Consider the following 16818-nt stretch of genomic DNA (forward strand, 5'->3'; position numbering starts at 1 on the left):
CTCCGCGTTTAGCTGAATAGATCCTTGGGGGATCCACACTGTGACTCAAAATTAGTCTATAACACCACTCTGACGTTTACGCTAACGTAAAGCAAGTGCAAATAGTCAAACTTTAGGCAAACTCAAGATAATTATTGTCACTGAAGATTTACACAAAGATTAAGCCAATAAAAAAGCGCCACTTAAGGGCGCTTCTTTGGCACTATTGAGGGGGATATTTACTCAATGGGCTTGCCATTATTGACATACGCACATGGCAGACTGCTCACAAGGGGGCGCGGGGGCGATTTCGCATTGTCCCGCTTGCTTTCCTTCTGCCACGCACCAAGCGTTACAATCGAAGGTATCTGGATGACCTGTGTCATTGCCATGGGCGTGAACGATATCAGCCCCTGGGTTGGACTCCACTAATAAGCCATTCTCGAGACAGGCTTCGCCGAACATACGTCCATTGGGCTCACCTTGTTCATTGGTGCCTAAATGACACCCAGCCACACCTGGCGCAATACCGTCTGTGTCCTTCCACCAAGTCTTCTTATCTTGTTGCCAATCACTGGGCTTAAATGAAAAGGTGCCTTTAGCCCCCGCCATGTCCTTAGCGCCTGATGAAGCTTGACTGGTGTCAGCATGAGCAAAGCTTGAAATACTCAAAAAACAACTGAGCATTAATAGGCGGGATAGCATTGCCTTTGATCTTGTTACCCACTTCATTTTTTGCCTATCTTTTGGCAGCAAATTTTCCATGTTAAAGTCCTTGTGTTAGTCACTCATTGCTTAGCGTTTTTAATACTCAGTTTCTCATTGCTAGAGAACAGTAGTTAAGAGTGATAAATCATAGATTAAAAACCAGCCAAGGAAATTAATTACTGCAAAAAAGAGTGTGAGTGTTATCAGTCGAGGGCTATGCTGGCCATCATCACCTTAGCCGACGCGATACGCTGCTTATCTGCAATGGCTAACTGGCGCTGCGAATTATTGAGTAACAGGCTGCTGGCATTGGCCTTAGGGGCGTCCTCTGGCCAAACAAATGTATTCAATAGCACTTCAACCCCAGCGGGATCGTTACAGACCAAGATCATGTCGCAGCCTGCATTTAATGCAGCGCTAGCGCGGCCCAGATAATCACCGGCAAAATGGGCACCTTTCATGCCTAAATCATCGGAGAAAATCACCCCGTTGAAATTAAGCTCGCCGCGAAGCACCTGTTGTAACCAGTATGATGAGAAGCCTGCAGGGTTAGGGTCAACCTGGGCATAGACCACATGGGCGGGCATCACACCCGCCAGCATTCCAGCGTTAATAAGTTGAGAGAACGGCCGCATATCATGTGAAAATATTTCATCCTTAGTGCGATTATCTACTGGCATGGCAATGTGTGAGTCAGCGGCGACACTGCCGTGACCTGGAAAATGTTTACCCACGCCGGCCATACCCGCTTGATTCATGCCATGAATAAATTCGCTAGCTAATATAGATATTTCCTCAGGGGCTGGACTGAAGCTGCGTTTTCCTATGACTTGGCTAATGCCGTTAACATCTAACACTGGGGCAAAACTTAAGTCGATATCGCATTCCAGTAGCTCTATGGCCATTAAGAAACCTGCTTCTTTAGCCCAGCGTTTCGCTAAACTCATATCGCCTTTAGCGCTGGGTAGAATATCCCCCATGGCAGGAATGGCACTAAAGCCGTCTCGAAAACGCTGCACCCTGCCGCCTTCATGATCGACAGCGATAAGCAGTTCTGGCCGAATGGCACGGACTTGCTGCACTAACTCGATAAGCTGCGCTTTATTAGCAAAATTACGAGTAAACAGAATAATACCGCCTACCATCGGGTGGGCTAATAAGTTTGACTCATGCTCGCTAACACTTAGCCCTTGCAAATCCATCATCAAATAACTCATTCATAACCTCAGTGTTTGCAGTTGAAAAGACCTAATTCTTCTCAACAAAATAGTGGCAAAATAATAGAACTTTTACTTTAAAAAACAGTTCATTAATAACCATTGCATGGCACTAATGTAAATTAAGCTAATCTGAAGTTCAATCCATAAGAAAAACTAATGAACTGATGAAATAAAAATATGGGATACTAGCGCGATAGCAGATTAGATGACTATGACTAGCTCGGTAAATTGGCCACAGAATACCCCTTTTATAGCGAACAAACCAGACGGCAGTTGCTCAGTAATATTGATGATATTGCTATGATATTTACCGACTATAATGATAAGACTTAAGCACAAGGCGACGACAAAATGATCAGTGTATTTGACATGTTCAAGATAGGCATTGGCCCTTCAAGCTCACACACAGTAGGCCCGATGAAAGCGGGTAAGTTCTTTATTGAGCGTATAGAGCGCCTTGGCTTATTGGAACAAACCGATGAGCTGCAAGCCGAACTCTTTGGATCCCTAGGCCAGACAGGCAAAGGCCATGGTACAGGCAAGGCCGTCATTTTAGGCTTGATGGGCGAAAACCCTGAAACCGTAGACACCAATGGCATCGACGAAATATTAATTCGCGCCTCAGAAGATCAACTGCTTAAATTGGCCAGCGGCCGATATATTAAGTTCACCCGTGAAAATGGGATTACTTTCCATCGCCGCAAAAGCCTGCCAGCTCACGCTAACGCCATGACCTTATATGCCTTGGCCGGCGGTGAAATTATTTATCAGCGCACTTACTATTCGGTGGGCGGCGGCTTTATCTTAGATGAAGATGAAATCGCAGAGCGTAATGCATCCCCCGCCACGCCTATAGAGTGTGCCCCCTATGAGTTTAATAGTGCGGCGCAGCTGTTAGATATGTGTTCTGACAATGGCCTCAGTATTTCATCATTAATGATGGCCAATGAGCTTAGCATCGCCAAGGAAGATGACGTTAAAAATGGCTTATGGCATATTTGGCAAACCATGAAGGCCTGTGTTGAACGGGGTTACCAAAAAGAAGGTATTTTACCCGGCGGCCTTAAACTTCGCCGCCGCGCCCCAGCCCTTTATCGCCGCCTAAAAGCCGAGGGGCGTAATAATATCGACCCATTAACGGCCATGGATTGGGTCGACTTGTTTGCCCTGTCTGTGAATGAGCAAAATGCGGCGGGCGATCGTGTGGTCACTGCACCCACCAATGGCGCTGCCGGCATTATCCCCGCAGTATTATGCTATTACGATATGTTCGTGCAAGAAGTGGATATCGACGTGTGCAGCCGCTATTTACTCACAGCCGCTGCTATTGGCATTTTATACAAGAAAAATGCCTCGATTTCTGGCGCCGAAGTGGGTTGTCAGGGTGAAGTGGGTGTCGCTTGCTCCATGGCGGCCGGCGCCTTGACTGAAATCATGGGCGGCACGGTTGAGCATGTGGAAAACGCCGCAGAAATTGGTATGGAACATAACCTAGGCTTAACTTGCGATCCCGTTGGCGGCCTAGTGCAAGTGCCCTGCATCGAGCGTAATGCCATGGGCGCAATTAAGGCCATTAACGCCTCACGCATGGCCCTTCGCGGTGACGGAAATCACAAAGTGTCTTTAGATAAAGTCATCAAAACCATGATGGACACAGGTAAAGACATGCGCAGTAAATATAAGGAAACCGCCAAAGGTGGCCTCGCGGTAAACATAGTCGAATGTTAACCCTCATAGCGGTTTGAATACCTGGACAAATAAAAAGAGACCGAAAGGTCTCTTTTTATTATTTCAACCAGAAGCCATTAACTGTGTTTAGTGGCAAACTCACTCATAAATGTGACTAAGGCTTGTACCCCTTCCAGTGGCATGGCGTTGTAAAGACTCGCCCGCATGCCGCCCACTATCCTGTGACCTTTTAGGGCAACAAGACCTGCGCGTTCAGCTTCTGCTAGGAATCTACTGTCAAGGGAGTCATCGGCGAGTTGAAACGTAACGTTCATCTGGGAGCGGTTCTGCTTAGCGACCCCATTACGATAAAAAGAATTATCATCAATACATGCGTATAGCAGCTGAGCTTTTTGCTGATTAACTTGGGCAATCACTTCGACGCCCCCAAGCCCTTTTAGCCAGTTAAACACTTCTGCGGCCAAGTACCAGGCAAAGGTTGGCGGGGTGTTAAACATAGATCCATTTTCGGCGGCTATGCGATAGTCCATCACTGAGGATTGCGGCAAGCTCGCAAGCTTTAGCATGTCATCACGAACGATTACTATGGATAACCCCGAAGGGCCAATGTTCTTCTGCGCGCCAGCATATATGAGGCCATAGCGGCTAACATCTATCTCTCGGGACATTATGGTTGAGGAAAGATCCGCGACGATTGGCCAAGGGCTGTCGAGCTCATCGAAAATCTCTATGCCATCCACTGTTTCATTGGTACAGTAATGCACATAGCGATAGTCTTTTTTTATGCTGTGTAAGTCAGGTAATGTCACTTGATTAAGGCCATCAGCCTTAGTCACAATATTGAGTGCATCAATTTGCGCTTCACCGGCTAGTTTTTGCGCTTCTTCAACCGCAGATTGCGACCATTGACCGCTGACTAAATACAAGGCTCTGCCGTGATCGCCTAGAAAGTTGTTGACCACATTGGAAAACTGACTGCGGCCACCACCGTGCATAAACAGCACATGGTAATGATTAGGAATATTCATCAGCTGGCGTAAATTCACTTCGGCTTGCTCAGCTAAGGCAATAAACTCTTTGCTGCGGTGACTAATTTCCATGACAGAGACGCCAAGGCCATTCCAGTCGAGTAATTCCTGTTGGGCTTTTTGCATCACGGCGGCGGGTAACATGGCTGGCCCCGCGCAAAAGTTGTAAATACGGCTCACTGCTTACTCCTCAAGATCCAAACTAATGTGCTAATCAGCCAATACTAAAGTATTTACTCTGTGGTTGAATAGGCCTTTATTGACTGTTTTAGATGATATTTTTTCCGTAAAATAAAACGAGCGCCCTAAGGCGCTCGTTATGGCATTCAAGTCAAACAAGAAGCTTATTCTTGCTCGTCTTCAGCACTGTCTGTTTGAGCAGGGGCTTCAGTGGCTGTAGCACGAGTATCAGTGCTTAGCTCATCACCATCGACAGACTCAGCAGGCACTATCACGTTGCCGTCGGCATCGAGGATCTCATCAGTTTGAATTTCTTCAATGCGCTGCAAACCGACGACTTTCTCGTCTTCTGCGGTGCGAATGATGGTCACGCCTTGAGTGTTACGGCCTATAATGGACACGCCTTCAGCTGGGGTACGTACTAAGGTGCCTTTATCACTGATAAGCATAATTTCATCAAACTCACCCACTTGCACAGCACCAACAACGGCGCCGTTACGTTCTGTGACCTTGATAGAAACCACACCTTTAGTGCCGCGGCTCTTAGCTGGGTATTCATTCAGTTCAGTACGCTTGCCATAACCGTTTTCGGTCACAGTTAAGATAGCGCCATCGCCTTTAGGCACAATAAGTGAAACCACTTTCTGGCCATCTTCAAGCTTAATACCACGAACGCCGGTTGCGGTGCGGCCCATTGGACGCAGCGCAATGATTTCTTCGCCAGTTTCGGCGTCAATCTTCACTTCACCGGTTTCAGAGTCGCGCGCTTTCTCGTTGAAACGTACCACTTTACCTTCGTTAGAGAACAACATGATGTCGTCGCTGCCGTCAGTAATATCAACGCCAATCAGCTGATCGCCATCTTTTAAGTTCACCGCAATAATGCCGTTCGCTCTTGGATTGCTGTAAGCCGTTAACGCCGTTTTCTTCACCGTACCGTGAGCAGTCGCCATGATAATAAACTTATCATCGGCGTATTCACGCACTGGCAATATAGCCGTGATACGCTCGCCATCGGATAGCGGCAGCAAGTTAACAATAGGTCGACCACGGGCTGTACGGCTCGCAAGCGGTAATTGATACACTTTTAGCCAGTACATCTTACCGAAGTCTGAGAAGCACAATATGGTGTCGTGTGTATTCGCCACCAGTAGTTTCTCGACGAAATCTTCATCTTTTACCTTGGTCGCAGCCTTGCCTTTACCACCACGGCGCTGAGCCTGGTAATCAGATAACGGCTGGTACTTGGCATAACCTGTGTGAGACAAGGTCACCACAACGTCTTCTTCATTGATAAGATCTTCAAGACTCATATCGATTTCGTTTTCGTTGATTATGGTGCGGCGCACGTCACCGTATTGCTCAAGCACTTCTTCAAGCTCTTCCTTGATGACTTCCATCAAACGCTCTGGGCTACGAAGAATAAGCAGTAGTCCCGCAATAACAATCAATAATTCTTCATATTCTGACAGAATTTTTTCATGTTCAAGGCCAGTTAATCTGTGAAGACGTAACTCAAGAATCGCCTGGGCTTGCTGCTCAGTGAGGAAGTATTGACCATCACGGATGCCGTATTCTGGCTCTAACCATTCAGGACGCGCCGCATCATCGCCGGCTTTTTCAAGCATGCCTTGTACATGGCCAAGTTCCCAACCTTGTGCAACCAATTGCAGCTTAGCTTCTGCTGGTGTTGGCGAGGCTTTGATTAACGCGATAATCGGGTCAATGTTTGCCAGTGCTATGGCTAACGCTTCTAAAATATGCGCACGTTCGCGGGCTTTACGCAGTTCGAATACGGTGCGGCGGGTGACCACTTCACGGCGGTGAAGAATAAAGCACTCAAGCATTTCTTTCAGGTTAAATAACTTAGGTTGGCCGTTGGTTAACGCCACCATGTTAATGCCAAAAGAACACTGCATCTGAGTTTGGGCATAAAGGTTGTTTAATACTACCTCGCCCACTTCGCCGCGTTTGATTTCAATCACGATACGCATGCCGTCTTTATCAGACTCATCACGTAAACCGCTAATGCCTTCGATTTTCTTGTCTTTGACTAGCTCGGCAATTTTCTCAATTAGGCGGGCTTTGTTCACCTGGTACGGAATTTCGTGAACGATAATACGCTCGCGGCCGTTATCTTCGGTTTCAATTTCAGCTTTTGAGCGCATTACTGCGCGGCCGCGACCGGTTTTATAGGCATCAATAATGCCTTTACGACCGTTGATAGACGCTGCCGTTGGGAAATCTGGGCCTGGGATATATTCCATCAACTGTTCAATGGACAAGCTTGGCTCATCGATTAAGGCTAAACAGCCTTTAACCACTTCCGTTAAGTTGTGTGGTGGAATATTCGTCGCCATACCTACAGCGATACCCGATGAACCGTTGATCAACAGGTTAGGTACCCGAGTCGGCAATACCGCAGGGATCATTTCAGTGCCGTCATAGTTAGGCACAAAATCCACGGTTTCTTTTTCAAGATCAGCCAGTAGTGAATGGGCTAATTTCTGCATACGGATTTCGGTATAACGCATTGCTGCCGCGCTATCGCCATCCACCGAACCGAAGTTACCTTGACCATCGACTAAGGTGTAACGCAGTGAAAACGGCTGCGCTAAACGAACAATCGCGTCATATACGGCGCTATCACCATGAGGGTGATACTTACCGATTACGTCACCGACCACACGAGCGGATTTCTTATAAGGTTTATTCCAATCGTTCTTTAATTCGCTCATGGCGAATAGCACCCGGCGATGCACAGGCTTTAAGCCATCACGTACATCCGGTAGTGCGCGGCCTACGATTACGCTCATGGCGTAATCAAGGTAAGAATTCTTTAGTTCGTCTTCGATATTAATTGGCGAAATAGATGATGCCAGATCAGTCATAAACTGCTCGTTCCCCTGAAAATTAGCCGGCAATTATGATTCCATTTATCGCCGAGCTCAAAAACGTGATTTGGCATTCTAACACAGATATTTATTGTCGCTAGGGCTAAGACGCAGTTAATCCTTTACTGGTTAGAAAAAAGCAATAAAAATGAATGTATTCAGCGAGATTAAGCACGTTCCCCAAACAGTAGCACTGTAGTTTTCAGCCTAAATTTCACCCTTTAGCGTCTGCTTTTAGGCACTTCAGGGGCGCTTTCGCTGATAAATTGAGCAATTACCTGTCACCGCTTTCATTAGCTAAGGACTTTACCCTGTTTGAGAGGCTATAATGCCGCGCAGAAGATAATCAAAACCTTAGGTTACTATCATGCCCAACGACACACACACGACTCAGGCAAACGTTGACCCCGCCGAAATCGCCAAATTTGAAGCCATGGCACAAAGTTGGTGGGATCCCAATGGCGAGTTTAAGCCTTTGCATCAACTCAACCCCTTAAGGCTCAATTATATCGACAGCACGGCTGGCGGCATTTTTGCTAAAAAGGTGTTGGACGTGGGCTGTGGCGGCGGCATTTTATCAGAAAGCATGGCAAAACTTGGCGCCAATGTAGACGGCATAGACATGGGCGAGGCGCCCTTAGAAGTGGCTCGTCTGCACGCCTTAGAATCTGGCGTCATGGTGAATTACCACAAGACCACCGCAGAAGCGCATAGCGCGAGCCATGCAAACCATTACCAAGTGGTAACCTGCATGGAAATGCTTGAACATGTGCCGGATCCCCAATCCGTCATTCAAGCTTGTTGCGACATGGTAGAACCGGGCGGCTTTGTGTTTTTCTCAACCATTAACCGCAATATGCTCTCCTACGTACAAGCCATCTTAGGGGCTGAGTATCTGTTAAAGCTCCTGCCCATAGGCACGCACGATCACAGTAAGTTTATTCGCCCGTCTGAACTCATGGCCATGGTGGATAATACTGACTTAATCTGTAAAGACGCCCTTGGCATTAGCTTCAATCCGCTGACCTCTATCTTCAGTTACACCAAAAGTCTTGAGGTGAACTACATGATAGCCACCCAGAAGATGGCCGATTAATGTCGATATCTCAACACCCAGTGCCTGGCACAGAGATTCAGGCGGTACTGTTTGATTTAGACGGCACCTTAGTCGATACGGCGCCAGACTTGATTGAAGCGCTCAATCTCAGCCTAGAAACTGCAGGCTTCGAGCGCCAACAGCCTGAGTTTATCCGCCCTTTTGCTTCCCATGGCAGCATGGCCATGGTCAACGCGGCCATCGCCTTTGCCAGCGAAGAGGTTAAGGCCCAGGTACGTCAAGGCCTACTTGAACATTATCAAGTCATTAATGGTCAGCAGAGTCAGCTATTTGATGGTATCGCACCATTATTAGCGCAGCTTAAAGCGCTCGGGCTTCCCATCGGGGTCGTGACTAATAAACCGGCCCGTTTCGCGAGGCCACTTATTGATGTCTTAGGCTTAAATGCACAGCTTGGCACTATCATCAGTGGTGACAGCACCCTTTATTCTAAGCCTCATACCGCCCCCATGTTACTGGCAGCGCAGCAAATTGCAGTGGCGCCAGCACACATCTTGTATTTAGGGGATGCACTGCGGGACCTTCAAGCGGCTCACAATGCCAATATGCAAGGCGGTATTGCCCTGTGGGGGTATTTAGCCCGTGATGATGAGCCCGCCTCTTGGCCGTCTCGATACCAATTTAATAGCGCGTTTGAGGTCACGGACTTGTTTTCTTTGAAATGAGTTAAGCATAAGTTCAACGGGTAACCTCGGCCATTGGACTAAGGTCCCAAGTGGCGCCGACTCTCACTGTAAAAAGTTTACCTATTAAAAGGTCCCTATGGGCTCGGGCGCAGCATCCCTGCTGCCCTAACGTGATAGGAAGAGTATGAGATAGACTCGAGCCATTTAGTCCAACACCCTCTCATTAGCATCAGAGTTACCATTTAGATAAAAAAATCAGTATGTTTGTGTATATGCATGATGATTAAGTGCTGGCACGTTTTTGCGCCAAAGTGAGTTTAGAAGGTGTCCAAACTCCGTTTGGATTAACGTCGTGGGTCTTCAACCCACACCCGACCAAGGGGGAAAGATCAACAGCAATCCCTCCCCCTTGGAGCTCCCTCCATGCCGCCCCGACGAAGTTGTTGAACCTCATATTCACCTAAAAATACCTAACGGCTCGACAGCACATCCATGTGCCCAACGAGCCTTAACCATCATCCCTGATGGTTGCACGGTATTTTTAGGTGAATAAATCGGCAACTTCGAGGGGAGTTGATGTACCCTGTTAATGTACTGTTAAGGTTTACATAAGTATGGGTCTAGATTTTAAGAGCTAACAGGTTACACCTAAATATATAAGGTGAGCCATGACGCTTCATTACGAGAAAGGCGAGACGACCGTCCATCCCATGGCCGGGGCAGTCGAGCATACAGGGTCTTTAAAGCTCTTGAGCTAACATCAACTTTGCTTTGAGAAAGATGAGGTTGATCTCATCACTCTTATTGAAGTTAAACTTGCCATTCGTAACAGTGTTGAACCGTTCTAAGTAGTAATCGAGTAAGTGATCGTATCTATCACCGTGAACCCAAGTGAAGAACTTTTGCAGTTCATAGCTTAATTCTCTGCTAAGGTCTGATCTTACTCTCAGGTTAGAATCATTATCTAAATCAACGATGTTCATTTCTTGAAGATTCGTCTTAATCTCTTCAATTAGAGGTAAGAGAGAATCTTTATAATTCTCAGCCATTGGCACAAGAGTAGGCTCGGTTACTTCTGCTTCGAAAATCATAATCAAATCGTCAATCTCACCGTTATAATAATCGTTGTCTAATCTTTTCTCTGACTCAGTTTTAAGCACGTAGAGTTGTTGAAGAGGATCGGCTTTAGTTTCAATCAACTGTTTTGAAAGGTTTTGTTGATGCTCGAAAAAGAGAGTTTCTATTTTGTCTGCAATAACATCAAGGTAGTCATATCGAGTTGTGAGAAATTCCAGTAACTCATCTATGTTGAGGTGCAATGCTAAATCCTCTTCATTTACATCTCTGCTATATAAATGAACTGTTAAATCGCCGGCATTGAAATGACTATCGAACGGCCAACTTGCAAAACGCTTAGTGTTTTCTTGATTCAACGCTACAGGGTGAGCACCAAAGCAAGCTCTAATCGTTTTAAAATAGGTATTATCATCTTCATTCGAGAAAAGGCGCTTCTCGAAGCAGTTTTTCTCACCCGAAAACGGAAGCGTTTTTTCGTTTATAAAAACTCTGTGAAGTTGTTTGATTGACTCGAAAATGAGATCAATGGAAGAGATGAGAGAGTAGATCTGCATGCACTTTGTATCAATGTTTTTGTCAAACTCAGACGCATTCTCTAAGTGACGAACGGACACTGTGATCCAATCCATATATGAACAAACTAGGTTGAAAAGATTCTTACCACCTTTATCTTTGTAGATTTGATATACAAAACTTGAGTTTGAATTTACTAAATCTCGAAAGTTGCGAATTTTGTCGTCACTGACCACGTTTTTCATTCGTAAATTAACCTTATAAATGACTGAAATTTTTTCAAACAGAGAGCTGATATTTTTTCAATTTTTCATTCAGATGAAACGCTTCAAACTTGAAGTAGAAGGGTTCGTTCAGACACTCAATAAACCTGTGAAATTCTGCTGGATTAATAAGCAGTGATGTAGGTACAGTTTGCCGCTTAAATCTATTAAAAAAACAGTAGTTTTTCATAAATCAGGCAGTTTTGTTTTTCTTCTTAATCAAGACCATTATTCCCCCCTATCGGACATGTTTCCCTATATTAAAACTAATCCGTATCTGACTAATTTAGCAAAATGGCTGACTCATTTCTGTCCAAAAACGTGTTAAATCTGATAGCGGTCGATGCTTATCGATCGCTAAAGTCAGGTTGGTAATCTTTTAAGGGCTAACAGATACACAACTGCTAAGAAGGTGAACCATGACGCTTCACTACAAGAAAGGCGAGACGACCGTCTACTCTTTGTTTAGGAGAAGGGACGTCGAAGCAAGCTACAGGGACGCTTTGGATTTAAATCAAGAGCACGCGTGTCGGTGAGACTTTCTAAGAAAGAAATGGGCCATGGCAAGCCTTAATGCTGGAGTTTCAGTGACCAGCTTTTCTAAGTTTCACCATTTTGCACAAACTCTATATCGAATAGCAGTTTAAAGGTGTTTTGATTATGCTCGATAGGTGAACTCGGCCATTGGACTAACGTCCCGAGTGACGCCGTCAACACGTCCCTGTGGGCTCGGGCGCAGCATCCCTGCTGCTCACGCACTCGAGCCATTTAGTCCAACACCCTCTCATTAGCATCAGAGTTACCGTTTAGATAAAAATCCAGCATGTTTCTGTATGTACTTCATGATTAAATTATGAAGCGCTTTTGTCCAAAACCAGTTTGGTTAATGGCTGGAGATGCTGCCTGATTGCAAAGTCAGATTGATAATCTTTTAACGCTAACAGACACACCAAAACTGAAAAGGTGGACCATGACGCTCCACCACGGGAAAGCCGAGGCGACCACCTACTTCTTGCCGACGTCATGGCGTGTTTTGATGCTTAACATAACCCTTGTGAGCGCCGATCTTAATTCCCAGGAAAGATCAATCACAAAGATGTCTGCATAAATCGATCGCTGCTTATTTTAGCGATCAAAACAAGCCGAAAAAAATGATTGAAATTTGTTCTTCGCTTTGAAAACCTAGCTCAATTTGACCTCTAGGGTTAGTCTCTACTAACGCTTCTCGTTATCCTCAAGATATCCACAAGTTATTCAAAAAAACATGCTTGCAAATGTGTCCTGAACTCACTATCTTGTAGGTACAAAATTTATTTAACACTATATCTTGTGTGTCACTCACAATCTGAGACACTATTCAAGACAAAGTAATGCTGACATGGCATGTCGTTTTACTTTACATTTGCTTGGTTAGTTTAACCACCAAAGGATCCACAGGCTGTGCGCTGTAGTTTTTGGCGGTTTTTCATCATTGGCATCGCAGATTTTGCGATCGGATCCTCTGAATGAACAGATGATTTACATAGAAACCTTAAGTAACGAGTTTGAGTGTCAAGCGATTACCTCAAGGGATCTGCGCAAACGCTTTAGTGATCTAAGATAGCAACAGGGCCTCTCTTTAATGAATACCAATATGACAGTCACCAAGCGAAGTGGCGAACGTGAATCCATCGATTTGGATAAAATCCACCGCGTAATTACTTGGTCAACCAAGGGTTTAAAAAACGTCTCGGTTTCAGAAGTCGAACTGAGATCCCACTTGCAGTTTTTTGACGGCATTCCAACAGAAGCCATTCATGAAACTATCATTAAAGCTGCGGCCGATCTTATCTCTCCAGATTCGCCTGATTACCAGTTTGTAGCGGCCCGTTTAGCCGTGTTCCATTTGCGTAAAAAAGCCTATGGCCAATTTGAGCCACCAAGCCTGGTTGATCACGTTACCCGCTTGGTTGAGCTTGGCAAATACGACAAGAATATCCTCACCGACTACACCCGTGAAGAACTTGAAGTGATGGATACTTATATCGATCACTGGCGCGACATGAACTTCTCCTATGCTGCGGTTAAGCAGTTAGAAGGCAAGTATCTAGTGCAAAATCGTGTCACCCATGAAGTGTATGAGAGCGCTCAGTTCCTCTACATCTTAGTGGCGGCCTGTTTGTTTGCTCGCTATCCGGCTGAAACACGCCTTAAGTACATCAAAGACTTCTATGATGCGACCTCAAACTTTAAGATCTCCTTGCCGACACCTATCATGGCAGGCGTGCGCACCCCGACACGTCAATTTAGCTCATGTGTGTTAATCGAGTGTGATGACAGCCTAGATTCAATCAATGCCACGGCTTCTTCTATTGTAAAATACGTTAGCCAGCGCGCTGGCATTGGCATTAACGCCGGCCGTATTCGCGCCCTAGGCAGCCCAATTCGCGGTGGTGAAGCTTTCCACACAGGTTGCTTACCCTTCTATAAGTATTTTCAAACTGCGGTTAAGTCGTGCTCTCAAGGCGGCGTACGTGGCGGTGCTGCCACCCTCTTCTACCCAATATGGCATTTAGAAGTTGAATCTCTGCTGGTACTTAAGAATAACCGCGGCGTCGATGATAACCGTGTGCGTCACTTAGATTATGGCGTGCAGTTAAACAAGTTGATGTATCAGCGTTTGATTAAAGGTCAAGACATCAGCCTATTTAGCCCATCTGATGTACCAGGCATGTATGATGCATTCTTCGCCGACCAAGTGGAATTTGAGCGCCTGTATTTACAGTATGAACAAGACACTCGTATTCGCCGCAAGACCTTAAAGGCTGTTGAATTATTTTCACTCATGATGCAAGAACGTGCTTCAACGGGCCGTATTTACATTCAGAACGTGGATCACTGCAACACTCACAGCCCGTTTGACCCAAGCGTAGCGCCGATTAAACAATCTAACCTTTGTTTAGAAATCGCCTTGCCGACCAAACCGCTTAAAAATATTGACGACCCTGAAGGTGAAATCGCACTCTGTACGCTTTCAGCTCTAAACTTAGGTGCAATCAAAGACTTAAGTGAGCTAGAACCCTTAGCGGATTTAGCGGTTCGCGCCCTTGATAACCTGTTAGATTATCAAGATTACCCGATTATTTCGGCTCAGCTGGGTTCGATGAATCGCCGTACTTTAGGCATAGGCGTGATTAACTTCGCCAACTACTTGGCCAAAAATGGCAAAAAGTACTCGGATGGTTCAGCTAACAATTTAACTCACAGGACATTCGAAGCCATACAGTTCTATCTGTTAAAAGCCTCGATGAACTTGGCTAAAGAGCAAGGGGCCTGTCCGTTATTTAACGAGACCACTTATTCAAAAGGCATCTTGCCCATTGACACTTATAAGCGGGATTTAGACGCCATATGCAGTGAGCCTTTGCACATGGATTGGGAAGCGCTGCGTAAAGACATACTAGAACACGGCTTACGTAACTCGACCTTGTCTGCACTCATGCCGTCTGAGACATCATCGCAAATCTCTAACGCCACTAACGGTATCGAGCCACCTCGTGGACTCATCAGCGTTAAGGCCAGTAAAGATGGTCAGTTGAAGCAAGTGGTACCGGATTTTGATGAACTGCGTGACAGCTATGAATTGTTATGGAACATGCCAAACAATGATGGTTACTTGCAGCTGGTGGGTATCATGCAAAAGTTTGTCGACCAAGCCATTTCGGCCAACACTAACTATGACCCAAGCCGATTTGAAGGCCGTAAAGTGCCGATGCAGACCTTGCTTAAAGACTTGCTCGGCGCCTACAAACTTGGGGTGAAGACACTGTATTACCATAACACTCGCGATGGCGCGTCCGATCAGTTTGATGAGATCACCGCTGTGATTGAAGAAGATGATGATTGTGCCGGCGGTGCATGTAAGATTTAATCTTACTGTCAATATTTTAACTTGTATGGGGACCTAAGGTCCCCCTTCTCATGGAAGCGTAAACATGGCTTATTCTACATTTTGTCAAACTCCGAACGATGCCACCAAAGAACCCATGTTCTTTGGGCAATCGGTCAACGTGGCTCGCTACGATCAGCAAAAATACGACATATTTGAAAAGCTCATCGAAAAACAATTGTCTTTCTTTTGGCGCCCAGAAGAAGTTGATGTCAGCCGCGACAAGATTGACTTTACCGCCTTACCTGAGCATGAGAAGCATATTTTTATCTCTAATCTTAAGTACCAAACCTTGCTGGACTCTATCCAGGGCCGTTCGCCCAACGTGGCTTTCTTGCCGTTAGTGTCACTGCCTGAGCTTGAGACGTGGATTGAGACTTGGTCCTTTTCAGAAACCATTCACTCACGTTCTTACACCCATATCATACGTAATATTGTTAACGACCCTTCGGTTATCTTCGATGATATCGTCGTGAATGATGAAATTTTAAAACGTGCCGGTGACATTGCAAAGTACTACGATGACTTAATCCATTTAACCCAGATTTTTAATCTTCACGGTGCGGGTACTCACCTTATCGAAGGCAAGCAAGTCACAGTGAACTTAAGGGTGTTAAAGAAATCCCTTTACCTGTGCATGATGTCAGTCAATGCTCTAGAAGCCATTCGCTTCTACGTCAGTTTTGCCTGTTCATTCGCTTTCGCTGAGCGCAAACTCATGGAAGGCAATGCCAAGATCATCCGCTTAATTGCCCGCGATGAAGCCTTGCACCTTAACAGCACTCAACACATTTTAGCCTTGATGCAAGGTGGCAAAGACGATCCAGAAATGGCAGAAATTGCCATAGAATGCCAGCAGCAAGCCTATGATTTATTCTATAAAGCCGCCGAGCAAGAAAAAGAATGGGCTAAATACCTGTTCAAAGATGGCTCAATGATAGGCCTTAATGAGCAGATCTTGTGCCAATATGTGGAATACATCACCAACCAAAGAATGAAATCGGTTCATTTGCCCCAGCCTTATGCTGAAATTTCTAATCCTTTACCTTGGATGAAAAATTGGCTAGAAAGTGATGCTGTGCAAGTAGCCCCTCAAGAAGTGGAAGTGTCCTCCTACCTAGTAGGCCAGATTGACTCTTCCGTTAACAGCGACGAGTTCTTAGATTTTGACTTATAAAACCTTCACAAAAGCGCCCATAATCAGCTTGAAATTGCAGCCCGTCATCTTGTTTGATGGGCAGCAAGCCACCCTGCTTGAAGCCTTAGAAGATAAAAAGGTGAAGATATTTTCAGAGTGTCGCAATGGATTTTGCGGCGCCTGTAAGACCCAAGTGCTGGCGGGTGAAGTGACTTACATTAAGGAACCTATTGCCAGCCTTAAACAGGACGAATGCCTGCCCTGTTGCTGTATTCCCAAAACTGATCTCAGTCTGAACCTTTCCACCGAGGGGGTTGAGCTTATCGCAAGGCCGCTTTGTGCGACTGCGGTTAAGAAAAAAGTACTGCAGAGCCGCACTAACCAAGAAGCCATTCAAACCAACAAATCAAACTTATCGATTTCACAGCGCGATACCGCCTAACAAAAGCACTTTTTGA

12 protein-coding genes are annotated in these 16818 nt (G+C 45.7%); 6 read left to right on the top strand and 6 right to left on the bottom strand.

Annotated features, from left to right (window positions below):
* Positions 1 to 237: 237 nt before the first annotated feature.
* Together SDEN_RS10145 and nagZ are read right to left on the bottom strand one after the other, a co-directional pair.
* Positions 238 to 744, bottom strand: coding sequence for a hypothetical protein (locus SDEN_RS10145; protein WP_011496383.1), 507 nt, complete (start codon positions 742 to 744; stop codon positions 238 to 240).
* Positions 745 to 890: 146 nt separating this feature from the next.
* The gene (gene nagZ, locus SDEN_RS10150; RefSeq protein WP_011496384.1) at positions 891 to 1904 is read right to left on the bottom strand and encodes a beta-N-acetylhexosaminidase; all 1014 of its coding nucleotides are present in this window, start codon (positions 1902 to 1904) and stop codon (positions 891 to 893) included.
* A 354-nt stretch (positions 1905 to 2258) separates the two neighbouring features.
* Here nagZ and SDEN_RS10155 point away from each other — a divergent pair, with 354 nt between their 5' ends.
* Positions 2259 to 3635, top strand: coding sequence for an L-serine ammonia-lyase (locus SDEN_RS10155; protein WP_011496385.1), 1377 nt, complete (start codon positions 2259 to 2261; stop codon positions 3633 to 3635).
* Positions 3636 to 3712: 77 nt separating this feature from the next.
* Here SDEN_RS10155 and serC read toward each other — a convergent pair whose 3' ends face one another.
* Both serC and gyrA read right to left on the bottom strand, forming a co-directional pair.
* Positions 3713 to 4804: a 3-phosphoserine/phosphohydroxythreonine transaminase gene (gene serC / locus SDEN_RS10160; RefSeq protein WP_011496386.1), complete on the bottom strand. Its 1092-nt coding sequence runs from the start codon at positions 4802 to 4804 to the stop codon at positions 3713 to 3715.
* 164 nt (positions 4805 to 4968) lie between these two features.
* Positions 4969 to 7695: a DNA gyrase subunit A gene (gene gyrA / locus SDEN_RS10165; protein ID WP_011496387.1), complete on the bottom strand. Its 2727-nt coding sequence runs from the start codon at positions 7693 to 7695 to the stop codon at positions 4969 to 4971.
* Between the two features lie 370 nt (positions 7696 to 8065).
* Here gyrA and ubiG point away from each other — a divergent pair, with 370 nt between their 5' ends.
* Positions 8066 to 8794, top strand: coding sequence for a bifunctional 2-polyprenyl-6-hydroxyphenol methylase/3-demethylubiquinol 3-O-methyltransferase UbiG (ubiG, locus tag SDEN_RS10170; RefSeq protein WP_011496388.1), 729 nt, complete (start codon positions 8066 to 8068; stop codon positions 8792 to 8794).
* Positions 8794 to 9480 (top strand): HAD family hydrolase, encoded by a 687-nt coding sequence (locus tag SDEN_RS10175; protein WP_011496389.1) that lies wholly within the window; start codon positions 8794 to 8796, stop codon positions 9478 to 9480. The genes ubiG and SDEN_RS10175 overlap by 1 nt, the downstream gene beginning before the upstream one ends.
* A 701-nt stretch (positions 9481 to 10181) precedes the next feature.
* Here the strand turns inward: SDEN_RS10175 and SDEN_RS10180 are convergent.
* Both SDEN_RS10180 and SDEN_RS20530 read right to left on the bottom strand, forming a co-directional pair.
* Positions 10182 to 11276: a hypothetical protein gene (locus SDEN_RS10180; protein WP_011496390.1), complete on the bottom strand. Its 1095-nt coding sequence runs from the start codon at positions 11274 to 11276 to the stop codon at positions 10182 to 10184.
* Between the two features lie 618 nt (positions 11277 to 11894).
* Positions 11895 to 12062: a hypothetical protein gene (locus SDEN_RS20530; protein ID WP_157599849.1), complete on the bottom strand. Its 168-nt coding sequence runs from the start codon at positions 12060 to 12062 to the stop codon at positions 11895 to 11897.
* An 853-nt stretch (positions 12063 to 12915) separates the two neighbouring features.
* On the opposite strand from SDEN_RS20530, the gene nrdA reads away from it, so the two are divergent.
* The 3 genes from nrdA to yfaE all read left to right on the top strand — a co-directional run bounded on the left by nrdA (position 12916) and on the right by yfaE (position 16802).
* The gene (gene nrdA / locus SDEN_RS10185; protein ID WP_011496391.1) at positions 12916 to 15204 is read left to right on the top strand and encodes a class 1a ribonucleoside-diphosphate reductase subunit alpha; all 2289 of its coding nucleotides are present in this window, start codon (positions 12916 to 12918) and stop codon (positions 15202 to 15204) included.
* Positions 15205 to 15268: 64 nt separating this feature from the next.
* On the top strand, positions 15269 to 16399 hold the full coding sequence (gene nrdB, locus SDEN_RS10190; RefSeq protein ID WP_011496392.1) for a class Ia ribonucleoside-diphosphate reductase subunit beta: 1131 nt from the start codon (positions 15269 to 15271) through the stop codon (positions 16397 to 16399).
* Positions 16389 to 16802 carry a class I ribonucleotide reductase maintenance protein YfaE gene (gene yfaE / locus SDEN_RS10195; RefSeq protein WP_011496393.1) on the top strand — a complete coding sequence of 138 codons (414 nt, stop codon included), beginning with the start codon at positions 16389 to 16391 and terminating at the stop codon, positions 16800 to 16802. Before nrdB ends, yfaE begins: the two co-directional genes overlap by 11 nt.
* Positions 16803 to 16818 lie beyond the last annotated feature (16 nt).

It is taken from the genome of Shewanella denitrificans OS217, assembly GCF_000013765.1.
Lineage (GTDB): Bacteria > Pseudomonadota > Gammaproteobacteria > Enterobacterales > Shewanellaceae > Shewanella > Shewanella denitrificans.

What these genes read in the sequence shown, in the direction of transcription:
- SDEN_RS10145 (WP_011496383.1), bottom strand. Translation starts at nt 744, where the DNA reads ATGGAAAATTTGCTGCCAAAAGATAGGCAAAAAATGAAGTGGGTAACA.
- nagZ (WP_011496384.1), bottom strand. Translation starts at nt 1,904, where the DNA reads ATGAGTTATTTGATGATGGATTTGCAAGGGCTAAGTGTTAGCGAGCAT.
- SDEN_RS10155 (WP_011496385.1), top strand. Translation starts at nt 2,259, where the DNA reads ATGATCAGTGTATTTGACATGTTCAAGATAGGCATTGGCCCTTCAAGC.
- gyrA (WP_011496387.1), bottom strand. Translation starts at nt 7,695, where the DNA reads ATGACTGATCTGGCATCATCTATTTCGCCAATTAATATCGAAGACGAA.
- ubiG (WP_011496388.1), top strand. Translation starts at nt 8,066, where the DNA reads ATGCCCAACGACACACACACGACTCAGGCAAACGTTGACCCCGCCGAA.
- SDEN_RS10175 (WP_011496389.1), top strand. Translation starts at nt 8,794, where the DNA reads ATGTCGATATCTCAACACCCAGTGCCTGGCACAGAGATTCAGGCGGTA.
- SDEN_RS10180 (WP_011496390.1), bottom strand. Translation starts at nt 11,276, where the DNA reads ATGAAAAACGTGGTCAGTGACGACAAAATTCGCAACTTTCGAGATTTA.
- SDEN_RS20530 (WP_157599849.1), bottom strand. Translation starts at nt 12,062, where the DNA reads ATGGCTCGAGTGCGTGAGCAGCAGGGATGCTGCGCCCGAGCCCACAGG.
- nrdA (WP_011496391.1), top strand. Translation starts at nt 12,916, where the DNA reads ATGAATACCAATATGACAGTCACCAAGCGAAGTGGCGAACGTGAATCC.
- nrdB (WP_011496392.1), top strand. Translation starts at nt 15,269, where the DNA reads ATGGCTTATTCTACATTTTGTCAAACTCCGAACGATGCCACCAAAGAA.